The 11,802-nt window shown below is 61.9% G+C and carries 8 protein-coding genes; 4 read left to right on the top strand and 4 right to left on the bottom strand.

Going from position 1 to position 11,802, the window contains the following annotated elements; translation table 11 throughout:
- Positions 1 to 151: 151 nt before the first annotated feature.
- The gene (locus A6D6_RS20725) at positions 152 to 730 is read left to right on the top strand and encodes a transglycosylase SLT domain-containing protein (RefSeq protein WP_159661747.1); all 579 of its coding nucleotides are present in this window, start codon (positions 152 to 154) and stop codon (positions 728 to 730) included.
- 9 nt (positions 731 to 739) lie between these two features.
- A complete protein-coding gene (locus A6D6_RS20720) occupies positions 740 to 952 on the top strand; it encodes a YheU family protein (RefSeq protein WP_159661746.1) in 213 nt (70 codons plus the stop codon).
- Positions 953 to 1,092: 140 nt separating this feature from the next.
- Here A6D6_RS20720 and mnmC read toward each other — a convergent pair whose 3' ends face one another.
- Entirely contained in the window at positions 1,093 to 2,955 is a 1,863-nt protein-coding gene (gene mnmC, locus A6D6_RS20715; protein ID WP_159661745.1) for a bifunctional tRNA (5-methylaminomethyl-2-thiouridine)(34)-methyltransferase MnmC2/FAD-dependent 5-carboxymethylaminomethyl-2-thiouridine(34) oxidoreductase MnmC1, read from the bottom strand.
- 232 nt (positions 2,956 to 3,187) lie between these two features.
- Here mnmC and A6D6_RS20710 point away from each other — a divergent pair, with 232 nt between their 5' ends.
- Positions 3,188 to 4,057, top strand: coding sequence for an AEC family transporter (locus A6D6_RS20710; protein WP_159661744.1), 870 nt, complete (start codon positions 3,188 to 3,190; stop codon positions 4,055 to 4,057).
- 51 nt (positions 4,058 to 4,108) lie between these two features.
- On the opposite strand, the gene A6D6_RS20705 is transcribed toward A6D6_RS20710, so the two are convergent.
- Both A6D6_RS20705 and A6D6_RS20700 read right to left on the bottom strand, forming a co-directional pair.
- A complete protein-coding gene (locus tag A6D6_RS20705) occupies positions 4,109 to 6,544 on the bottom strand; it encodes a VolA/Pla-1 family phospholipase (protein ID WP_201303870.1) in 2,436 nt (811 codons plus the stop codon).
- Positions 6,545 to 6,697: 153 nt separating this feature from the next.
- On the bottom strand, positions 6,698 to 7,300 hold the full coding sequence (locus tag A6D6_RS20700; protein ID WP_133493537.1) for a hypothetical protein: 603 nt from the start codon (positions 7,298 to 7,300) through the stop codon (positions 6,698 to 6,700).
- Between the two features lie 303 nt (positions 7,301 to 7,603).
- Here A6D6_RS20700 and A6D6_RS20695 point away from each other — a divergent pair, with 303 nt between their 5' ends.
- Positions 7,604 to 10,165: a hybrid sensor histidine kinase/response regulator gene (locus tag A6D6_RS20695; RefSeq protein ID WP_159661743.1), complete on the top strand. Its 2,562-nt coding sequence runs from the start codon at positions 7,604 to 7,606 to the stop codon at positions 10,163 to 10,165.
- Positions 10,166 to 10,313: 148 nt separating this feature from the next.
- Here A6D6_RS20695 and A6D6_RS20690 read toward each other — a convergent pair whose 3' ends face one another.
- Positions 10,314 to 11,549, bottom strand: coding sequence for an NADH:flavin oxidoreductase/NADH oxidase family protein (locus A6D6_RS20690; RefSeq protein WP_133493539.1), 1,236 nt, complete (start codon positions 11,547 to 11,549; stop codon positions 10,314 to 10,316).
- Positions 11,550 to 11,802 lie beyond the last annotated feature (253 nt).

Raw genomic sequence — 11,802 nt, 5'->3', positions numbered from 1 at the left:
CGAATGCGGCCTCTGTTGCGGGTACATTCGCCTGCCAGCAAGCTTCCCACAGCGGCTTCAGTGCACGGCCTGTGGGCCACACGCGATTCCCGTTTTCCCTTTCCGGAGGGCAACCGCTACCATGTCGCAAACCAGAATTCCGAGGTTATCCATGCGAGTCCTGTTGTTGGCGCTGTTGCTGGTCGGACTGGCGGGCTGCGCGTCCACCCCGACCCGGACCGAAAACGTTTGCGCCGTGTTCGATCAGAAAGGGGGGTGGTTCAATAATTGGTACAAGGCCGCCAAACGTACCGAGAAGGAGTACGGTGTGCCGGTGCCCATTCTGATGGCGACCATTTACAAGGAATCCGGCTTCCAGGCGCGGGTGAAACCGCCACGGACCAGGTTGTTGTGGATCATTCCCTGGAAACGTCCTTCCAGCGCTTACGGTTATCCGCAGGCGCTGGACGGCACCTGGGCCTGGTATCAGAAGGAAACCGGCCGCCGGGGGGCCAAGCGCTCCGACTTCTCCGATGCGGTGCACTTCGTCGGCTGGTACCACCACCAGAGCCACATGCGTAACGGCATCCCGTTGAACGATGCCTACCACCTGTACCTGGCTTATTATGCCGGCCATGGCGGCTACTCTCGCGGCGTATGGAAAAACAAACCCTACATGCAGCGATCCGCCCGCCGGGCCGCGGCCATGGCTGACCAGTACCGGGCGCAGATGGCCGGTTGCGGGCGTTGAGGAGGGGATATGCCAATCGAAGTGCCCTGGCGGGAAGTGAGCGCCGAGACCCTCACCAATCTGATCGAGGAATACGTGACCCGCGATGGCACCGACTATGGTGAACAGGAAGTGCCGCTAACCACCAAGGTGGAGCAGGTGCGGCGCTTGCTGGAAGGGGGCGAATGCAAGTTGATGTTCGATGAAGCCACCGAGTCCGTGGACCTGGTTATGGAGTCCTGAATTCAGATCGGTGCTATATCGATGGCATCTGGAGACAGGAATTCGCGAGCAAGCTCGCTTCCCGCAGCCGCTTCGTAGCCCTCTCTGTGGGAAGCGAGCTTGCTCGCGAATCGGCGTGTAGACGTGCCAGCAGATCGTTCCTATGTTCGCCGTGGCCGCTTCTTGCGCCGCTGACGGAGCAGGAACCGCACTGGCGCCAGTGCTTCCTCCAGGGTGTCGTCCACCGGCAGCGGCAGATCACTGAGCCGGTCCGCCAGCAGATCCGCGCACAACGGCGTGCCGGTGATACCCCGGCTGCCATGCGCCAGGTTCAGCCAGACACCAGGCGCCTGATCCAGAATCGGCCCCAACTCCCGTGGCTGCGGGCCGCACAGAGGCAGGAAATCATTACTCTGGCAGCGGAACGCCACCCGCCGATCCACCACTTCGATGTGCTTGCCGCCCAGTTCCCGCCACGCTTCCGGTAGATATTGCTTCAACTGCAGCAGATTCATTTGGTCATGATGGTCACTGGGCCGTGGATTGTCATCGTGCAGATCGAAAGTGGCTCCGACGCAATGCAGGCCGTCCACCGCCGGGGTCAGGTAGCCGCCATGACAGCGGGCCTGTTGCCAGTTGGCGCTGGCTTCGGTGGCGCGGCAGTAACTGACCTGTCCACGAATGATCTTGAGCGGAAGCCAATGCAGGTCGTCGAAGCGGCGGGCCTGGGCAGCGGTGGCCAGGATCAGTGTGTCGGCTTCCAGTTCATCGCCGCCCTGCAGGGATACGCGCACCGGATCTCCGGCCACATACCCGGTAACCTTGTCCCGGCGCACGGTGATGGCCGGATGAGCCAGCAGTGTCTCGCACCAGGCGCCCGGGCGCAGATAGCCGCCGCCGGCGAGTAGCATGCCGCCGTCGTCCCTGGGCATCAGCAGGGTATCGGGCCAGGCTCCGCTTTCCAGGGCCCGGTCCAGTTTGTCCTTCTGACGTTGATCCACCGGATACTGCACCACGCCGTTCAGACGGCCTTGCTCCGGCCCGGGGAATTCAAACCGGTTCAGCCAGCGCAGTGCGTGCACGTAACTCATTTGGTAGAAGCGGTTCTGCGGTGTCGGATGACCACTGGGTGTTGAATAGACCACGCCGGCTAGATTGCCGGAGGCCCCCTGGGCGATGCCGGCCGGATCCAGCACGGTTACCCGCCAGCCGCGCTCGGCCAGGGCCCGGGCGCTGCTGGCCCCGGCCAGGCCGGCCCCGGCGATCAGGGCGTGGCCACGCTGCCAATGCCGGGCGGTCCAGTTGTCGTCGCCGAATTCGCCAACAGCCATGTGGCGTTTATGACCGAAGCCGTCGATGCGGCGCACCTGAAAGCCCGCTTCCTGCAAGCCGCGGCGCACCTCACCGGCGGCGGTGAAGGTGGCGAAGGTGGTGCCGGGGCGGCTCAGCCGGGCCAATTGCCGGAACAGCTCCGGCTGCCACATGTCCGGATTGCGGGAAGGCGCGAAGCCGTCCAGGAACCAGGCGTCCACCTCGCTGTGACAATGCCGCCATTGCGCGGTGGCCTCGCCGTACATCAGAGTGAGGCGCACCCGTGGGTGCAGTTGCAGGCGATGGTAGCCGGGGCAGGGCGGTGGGTACTGCCGCTGCAAGGGCGCCGTCAGATCGGCCAGATCCGGCCAGTGGGCCAGGGCGCGGGCGAGATCCTCGGCGTGCAGGGGATGCTTTTCCACCGACAGCAGATCCAATAGGGTGTCTTCCGGCGCCAGCCGCAGAAACAGGCGCGCCGCCAACAACATGTTCAGGCCGGTGCCGAAACCGGTTTCGCCGATAACGAAATGCTGCCCGGGGAGCAGCGCCCGGAAGCGCTGGTCCAGACGATTGCCCTTCAGGAACACATAATCGCTTTCCGCCACGCCGTCCTGCCGGGAAAAGTACGGGTCGTCGAAATCCGTCGCCACCGGCGTGTCCGCCTGCCAATCCAGCCGGGCCGGTTGCAGGGGTTCGAAGTCACCGTTGGACATGAGTGGAGGCACTCCCCAGAATTGGTCGTTTGATTGCGCTGGCGAGTTTAGCATGATGCGGGGCTGGCGTTTGCTGTGTCCGGAACCGGGAGCTACTACGAAGCCGCTGTGGGAGCTTGCTTGCAAGCGAATGGGAGTATCCGGGCCATTGGCAATATTCGCTTGCAAGCAAGCTTCCCACAGCGGCCTCATAATGCGTGTTTCCGCTAGTTTTTGAACTCGGGAGAGAGCTTTGATCTGGTCAGTGATGGCGCCGGTGGTGGCCTGTGCCGGCGTGGGTTATTTCTGGGGGCGCAGCGGCCGCCCCTATGACATCTCCATGGTCAGTACCCTGGTCACCACCATCGCCACGCCATGTCTGATCGTTGCCACGCTGGGTAAAACCGGCCTGTCGCTGGCGGCGCTGATGGAGGTAGCCGGCTTGTACGCCGCGGTGTTCGCGGGAACGGCGCTGGTCGCGCTGGCGGCGATTCGTATCAGTGGCCGCTCACCACGGGTGTTTCTGCCGGCCATGCTGTTTCCCAACACCGGCAACATGGGGTTGCCGTTGTGTCTGCTCGCGTTTGGTGACCACGGCCTGGCGTTGGCGCTGGCCTGGATGATGCTGTCGTCGGTGCTGCAGTTCTCGTTCGGGCTGGCGGTGGTCAGCGGTCAGGGGCTGTCGCGCGGATTGTTCATGCACCCGATTTTGATATCGGTGGTGATTGCCCTGATTATGGTCATATTCCGCATTGAGCTACCGGAGTGGCTGTTCAACAGCGTCGATCTGATCGGTGGTCTGGTGATCCCGATGATGCTGATCACTCTGGGTGTCTCGTTGTCGCAGCTACGGGTACATGACCTGGGCCCCGGCGCCGCTTTTGCCGTGTTGCGTTTGGGGATGGGGTTCGGATTGGCCTGGCTGGCCTGCGAACTCACCGGCACCGAGGGAATGCTGCGTGGCGTGGTACTGATCCAATCCACCATGCCGGTGGCGGTGTTCAATTACCTGTTGGCGCAGACGTACCGCCAGGGCCCGGAGCAGGTGGCGGCCATGGTCATGTGTTCCACCGCCTTGTCGTTCGTGACTCTGCCGCTGTTACTGATGGTGGCGATGGGTTGAAAATCCCCACGGGGTAACGTGGGTCTTGGCACGGATTAACCGGGCAGTGGCCTACGGTTTCACCACCGTCTCGTTGGCCACTGGCAGTACCGTTGCGTCTGAAGCGAACCATGCACCGATTGATGTTTGCATCTCCTGTGTGGCTGCCGCGGACGCTGTCGGATCGACCAGAGAGGCATGTGTCCCCTCGACAAAACGCACCGCGCCGGAGACGCCGGCACCGCCGGTGGCGGCAGTGGTGGTGCTGATAGCAGGCAATTGCAGCAGGCTGATCAACGGTTCGGTACCCGCCAAGGGGGCACCCTCTACGTTATTGGGAATTACCTGGTCCGAGCTGCCCTGGTCGCCATTACCGGCGATTTCGATCAGATGAACAGGTGTATTATTGGCACCGATCATGGCCGCATAGTTTACCGGATCCGCTGAATCCACTACCGTTTGAGCTGCAAAGGCGAACTGCTCGAAGGTGGCGTTAATCCGTGCTAATTGACGATCACTTAGCGAACTGATGAATTGTGGGTAAAACGTCTCCAGAACATCGATAAAGGCCGTTGAGCCGGGAGTAACCCCCTGCTGTTCCGCCGCGGTGTTGGCCGCCGCTTTGAATTCCGTACTGGAAGCGTAAAGCAGCTGACTCTTGATCGTGGCCGAGAACGAAGGTGACGCCAATAAGAAGTTGGCGATACTGCCGCCGGGCATGGCCAGCGTACTGGCGCGAACCGCGAAGAGGTCATTGGCTTGCTCCGGGAACGTATCGGGTAATGCACTATTGGCCAGAGCAGTAAAGCCCGTGCCCGTGATCGCGCCGAGTGAGTGGCCGGCAAAGTAGACGCGGGAGACATCAATGGTCTCGCCGTCGTTGGCGACGAAGCCATTCAGGCTTACGCGCAGGCCCAGCACGTCAGCGATCGACTGGCGCAGGTTATCACGCGTCACCAGCAGGTCATCCAGGTTCATGTAGTGGGTAACACTCAGGGTCGAGGCATTAATCTCGTCGGTGCCGTCCATATCGACATCAAATCCGCGCTCGCCATGAAGGGGATGGTCAATTGCCACAGCGGCGAAACCATTCAATGCCAGCGTGCCGGCAATTGGTAACAGACTATCTTTATTGGCGGTGATGCCATGCTGGAAAATCACGACTGGCCAGCCGTCGGTGGGGGCCGCCGAAAATGGCTCCAGGCCTTGCGCCTGACGAACCGCGTTAACCGTTGCCAGATCGGGAATAGTAACTCGTGCAGGCACGACGACATCACTTTGCCGCCGTGGAATCGGGTTGGCTTTGGTTAAATGGCGATCGGTATCGATGCCGGCATGGATACAGTTGTTGGCGGGATTATAGGTATCCGGATTATTCGGATCGACACCCACTGTGCCAGGGTCCAATTCACCGGTGCGGATAGCATTCAACACGGAGATGGGGCTATCGCAAGAGGCGCGCCAGCGCTGATTAAGCGGAGCCGCTGGGTTTTCAGCGGAGGGTGAAGCTGAGTAATAGTGCAGCGTCACCTGGCCGCCATACAATCTGGCGGTTGAGGCGATGGCATAAGCTGGATCGATCGGGTCGTTCGGTAATAAACCGGTGAGAACCAACGCATCGGCCACTGTTATACCGGTGTTCATGGCCTGCAGCGCTGGTGTTCCTGTGGTCGAATACTGCCGCGCATAGCGGGCTTTAATTACCCCCAGCGCTTCCCCCACTGATTGTGTGGTGAAATTACTTGACATGATCACCGTGTCGGTATCAACGCCATAGGCCGCCATGGCATTTTCATAGCTATTGATCAGCGCTCGCAGATTCCCGGTATGGGTATTATCTGAATCCGGCGATTCCGACAGAGGCTTTTTCATCTGACTATACGTTCGTGATGGCTCAACATCGCGTCCTAGAGAATCCTGAATCCGACTGGTCAGCGCTACCACGTAGCCGGTTTCCGGTTGTAGTGGGCGCAACGGAATGATCGCCAAGCCGCTCGGGCCGGTTGCTGACACGGCGAAATCCTCGCCATAAGTCAACTCGCCGGTAATGGCACAGACCGTTGCCGGGGAGGCTGCCGCGCAACCGCCGCCCACATCGCTGCCTCCCTGCACCGCGCTGAACAGCCGTACAGCGCCGGATCGCGTCAGGCTATCGGCGTCGATGCGCACTGTATTGCCGTGTTTATCGACGGGCACAGAGAATGAAAACGTTAATGTTGAGTGTGTACCCCATCCATCCAGCCCATTGATGGCGACCCGCGGATCCGCGCTGTCATCAGGATTGTCCACGGGAAGGTTCAAGGTCGAATCGGTGCTGTCGACGAGCAGGATGTTACTGGGTATGGGAAGCACGTCGTTGGCCGGATCAAAGGCCGCACGCGTTGCCGCGACAGGAGAGTCCTCTTCAGCCGACAAGTCGACGTCGCTACCGCCACAACCGGAGAGCCCTAATGCACAGCCTATTGTTAGTGAAATTGAAATTTTTTTTATATGGTTTCCGAAATCCATAAAACGCCCCCCAAGGCGCCCTGTGCATTTAATGTTTGGCGGTGTCTATTCCGCTTTGTCTTTACCACTTTGCCAGGGAGAGAACCGGAAGGGCATACCCTGAATAGGGAGGGTCATTGGGGGCGAGTATTGGCGTGGCGGTGAGAAACCCGGCTACTTATGGGGTTTGGTCTGCGCGGCGCGAAATTCCGCCTGGGCCCGCTTGAGCAATAGCAACAGCCAGCGACTGTTCTGGTCCCGCGAATAACCCTCGAACAGCAAAAAATGGTCGTCCATGTGCATCAACAGCATCGCGTGATCACGGCGGCGACCGTCGTTGTCCAGCCAGTGCCAGCGGCTGCTGGCGCTGGCATGGCCTTCCAGATCGAACAGCCGTTCCTCGTCCACGGTCAATGACAGCTCGGGGCGTTTCATCAGATGATCCAGACGCCGCTGCCGCAGCTGGCCGTAGCGGCCAGACACTGCCCGTTGTGGTGACATCCGGTCCCAGCCCCCGGGCATCGGCACCACCGTCACGGTAACACGCTCGCTGGCTGGCGCCGGCAGCCGGTAACGCCACTGGCGCCGCCGTGGCGCGGTAATTTCGCCGTCCGCTTCCAGACCGGCCAGGGTATCCGGCGTGCGGAAGCGATGCACATCCCAGTCGGGATCGCCCGCCAGCAAACGTGGCGGCGACGAGGTCCGGGTAATGTTCTGGCAACCGCTCAATCCCAAGGCGAACAGCAGGAAAGTAAAAAAAAGAATCTTCAGGGGCACGGTGGTTTCGTTGTTACGAAAGGAATGCCTATGATGACATAGGTGGCGCCAGTATGACTGTCTGTGTGTGCACAGTCTTGGGCCTGGAGGTATGTCTCGGGCCAATTCGCTGGCAAGCCAGCTTCCCACGGAAAAGAAGCTACGGAGCCGCTGTGGGAAGCTGGTTTACCAGCGAATTGATGTGTGGGCATGCAGCGTGCCGCGAATAAACGGGCTGTTCCAACGGTGGGACAGCAGTGGCCGTGAATGGCACAATGGAATGGCTCGGGAAGAGCGCCGGTTGGCCCTGGATGGGAGAAGCGGTTGGCCAGTAAAAAAACAGCCTTTCCCGCCATTGCGCTGATGGCGGCCTTGATCACGGTGCCGTTCGTGCTGCTGGCGCTGTTGATTTTGCAACACCGCCTGTCGGTGCACGACAATTACCAGCGCATGCTCGGTGATATCCACGCTTTCGAGGCGGGTCTGGCGGTGGCGCCGGTGTTGGAAGAAGTTCGGGATCTGGCGGTGGGCATGGTCCACCTGGAATCCGCTGAGTTGAACATTCGCTATCGCGGTGCCCGTGAGCGGACCGATCAGCGGATCACCGCGTTCCTGGATGCGCTGGTGGCGCTGCCATCGCCGGGACTGCTGGATCAGGGGGGCGTGCTGCGCCGGGAGTGGCGCGATTCGGCGGTGCGCACCGGCATGTCGGTGGAGGATGTGGCCGGGCCTTTCGATAATGTCGAGCACATCAATGAGCGCCTTTATGCCACCCTGGCGGCGGTGCTGTACATGTCCGATCTGTCCACCGGCACCCGGCCACAACCCAGTGAAGCACTGTCGCTACCGATCAACGGCCTGCGCGAGTTGACGCTGCACGTTGGGCTGATCCGTTCCATTGCCATGTACACCAGCCTGCGCGGCGGCTATCTGAGTGGTGTCGATGCGCTTCGTCTGGAATCCGCCCGGCTCAAACTGGAAGAACAGATTCTGCTGCTGGACGGGCAGGTAAAGGCTCTGGCGGCCCGCGCCGGGGACACGGCGTTACGTCAACAGTGGCGGCCGTTGCGCGATTCGTTGATGAGCTATTTACAGTGGGTGGACCAGCACCTGGTGGCGACTCCCCGCGTCACCGTGCCTTGGCGCGAAGCGTTGGAGCAGGGTGGTGCGAGGCAGCGGCGGGTGCATGAGTTCGCCGGACTTACCGTGGATCTGGCCCGCCGCTTGGTATTGCAGGCTCACCAGGGGGCCCGCCACGACACGCTCTGGACCATGGGCGGTATCGCCATGCTGTATCTGGCGGTGTTGGTGCTGAGTGGGGTCTTCCTGCATTTCACTACCAAGGCGATTCGCGGACGGGCGGAGTTGCGTGCCAAAAGTCGCTTTCTGGCGCGCATGAGCCATGAGATCCGCACCCCGCTCAACGGTGTGCTTGGGCTGGCTGAGCTGCTGCGGGAGACTAATCCATCACCGCGTCAGCGGGAGTACATCGGCCTGATCGAGAACGCCGGCCGTACCCTGACCACGTTGATCAACGACGTGCTCGACTACGCCAAGTTGGAAGCCGGCAAACTGGAATTGGAACCAGGGCCGTTCGATCCGGCGGAGGAAATGAGCGATTGTGCCCGTATGTTCAGTCTGCCGGCCAGTGATAACGGCAATCTGATTCTGGTGGACGTGGATCCGGCCATGCCCTCTCAGGTGATCGGGGATGCCCCCCGGCTGCGCCAGGTGTTCACCAATCTGCTGTCCAACGCGGTTAAATTCACCCGCCAGGGGCGGATCCGGGTCACCGCCCGCTGTCTGGAGCACAGTGATGGCCAGGTCCTGCTGGAGTTCGCCGTCAGCGACAGTGGCATGGGCATGAGCCGCGAGGAGCAGAAGCGGTTATTCCAGCATTTTTCCCAGGCCAGCGCTTCGGTGACGCGGGAGTTTGGCGGCACCGGCCTGGGGCTGTCCATTAGCCAGGAACTGGTCCGGCTGATGGGAGGGGAGATTCATGTGCGCAGCGCCATGGGCAAAGGCTCCCGGTTTCGCTTCCGTGTACGCCTGCCGGTCTCGGCGAAGCCGGTGCCGATGGCGGAAATTCCCATGCGGCCGGCGCTGATGTGGGATCGTAGCGGGAATCTGGCGGCACTGTTGGAAGGGGACTCGCGCTTCCAGTCGGTACGAATACTGGATTCGCTGGCGTCATTGTCGGCATTGCCCGTGGAAAAGGACACACCGCTGTTGATCAACGGAGTGCGTGACAGTGCGCAACTGGATAGCGCTCTGCAGGCGGTCCGGCGCAGCGGCGCCGGTCTCCAGGTGGTGGTGTTGTGCGGCATGCGGCAAAGCGATGACCTCAGCATGCGGGACGACGTTACCCTGGTGCGCCGCTCCGTGCTCAGTGTCAGTGAGTTGCAGGAACTGCTGTGTAATCGTGACAGTGCGGCGGCACCGTTGTCGTCGTATGCATTCGATGAGGACAGGCGGCGGTTGCGGGTGCTGGTGGCGGAAGACAACCCGGTCAATCAGATGGTGACGCGCGGCTATCTGCAGCGCTTGGGCGTGCCGGCGCCACATCTGGCCGACGACGGCGCTCAGGCGTTGCAGGCGTTCACCACCGCCGCCGGCGGCTTCCGGCTGGTACTGATGGATCTGGACATGCCGGTCATGGACGGCTTCACCAGCGCCCGCCGGATGCGACAGTTGGAACGGGAACAGGGCTGGCCGCCGACGGTGATCCTGGCGCTGAGTGCCCATATTCTGCCGGAATACGCCGACCGTCTGCGGGACGCCGGCATGAATGGCCAACTGATCAAGCCGCTGACGCTGAGCGCGCTGCAATCGGCATTACAACAATACCTGGGGAGCGTGTCTGCCGGCCCGGCAGACCGGCCTTGACGCCGACATCGCGGCTCGTGAGCCTGGGCACTACGAAGCCGTTGTGGGAGCCCAGCTTGCTGGCGAATTACCGGACTCTGGCATTGACACATTCGCTGGCGAGCGAGCTTCCCACAGCGGCTTCGTAGTTCGGCCAGTGAATCGATGCTCAGGCTCTAAGCCGCCCCATCCGCAGCCGGCGCCAGCCCACCACGCCGGCCACTTTCAGCAGCGAGCTGAGGCCGCCGGCATCCGGCAACGGCGCTTTGCCACGGGCAATGCGCCCCAACTGCAGGGTGTACCAGGACACTTCCATCATCGCTGCTTCGTCCACCAGGCGGACGCCGGTGCGGATCGGTTTCACTTTGCAATCGCGGGCACGCCCGTCCAGCAAGCGCTGGCTTAAATCCGGCTCCACCACCAGAGGGCGGGCCAAGCCGACCATGTCGGTGGCGCCGTCGGCCAGGGCGCTGTTCATTCCCTCCAGCGTGCGGAAGCCGCCGGTGACCATCAGCGGTACCGTCACCCGTTGCCGCACCTGTTCGGCGTAGTCGAGAAAATAGGCCTCGCGCCGGCGGGTGGACGCCTTCACGCCTTGACCGGCCATGCGCGGCGACTCATAAGTGCCGCCGGAAATCTCGATCAGATCCATGCCTCGTTGCGCCAGTGCTTCCACCACTTGCAGCGATTCGCCTTGCTCGAAGCCGCCTTTCTGGAAATCCGCGGAGTTGAGTTTGATCGACACCGGGAAATCGTCGCCAACCCGCTCGCGGATGGCGTCGTACACCTCCAGGACAAAGCGGCGGCGATTCTCGGCGTTGCCGCCGTATTCGTCTTCACGCTGGTTGGACAGTGGCGACAGGAACTGACTGACCAGATAGCCGTGGGCACCATGAATCTGCACGCCGGTGAAACCGGCGTCGCGGGCGAGAGCGGCGGATTCACCGAAGCGGCGCACGATGTCGGCGATTTCGGCCTGCGTCAAAGCTCGCGGCAGATGGAAGAAACGACCCAGTTTGGGATCGCTGAACGGCACCGCGGAGGGGGCCACCGCGCCACGATTGAGCGCCTTCGGGGCCTGTTTGCCGGGATGATTGAGTTGCATCCAGATATGGGTATCCTGCTCGCGCCCGGCCAGGGCCCAGCGTTCCAGCAGCCGTTTGTCACGGTTGTTTTCCAGCACCACGTTGCAGGGCTCGCCGATGGCGCGGCGGTCCACCATGACATTGCCGGTGACCAGCAGGCCGGTGCCGCCCCGGGCCCATTCGCGATACAGCCGCACCAGGCGTGGCGTCACCCGGTTGCCCGGGGTTCCCAGGGTTTCGCTCATGGCCGATTTGCCCAGGCGGTTCTTCAGTGCCACGCCGCAGGGCAGGGACAGCGGCTGGTCGAGGGTTACGGTCATCTCGGGACTCCAATGGATTCGATGGGCTCATGATGCCCATTGAGGCCGGCTTTGCCGCGTCCTCTCGGGCCAAAAAGAAGAAGCGCCTGACGCTAGGCGCTACAGTCAAAACCCGGGGCTGCGGGGTGTTGCCCGGTTACCTCGAAGACATCCATTCAGAGGGGGCTACAGCGCCGCTGTGGGAAGCAGCCCGGGCGGTGCTCCGCTGCCCTGGGCTGTTGACCATTCGCTTGCCAGCAAGCTTCCCACAGCG

Source organism: Alcanivorax xiamenensis, assembly GCF_009846745.1.
GTDB classification, from domain to species: domain Bacteria; phylum Pseudomonadota; class Gammaproteobacteria; order Pseudomonadales; family Alcanivoracaceae; genus Alloalcanivorax; species Alloalcanivorax xiamenensis.
Note: the sequence above shows the minus strand (reverse complement) of the source record. Positions and strands in the feature narration are given on the sequence as shown.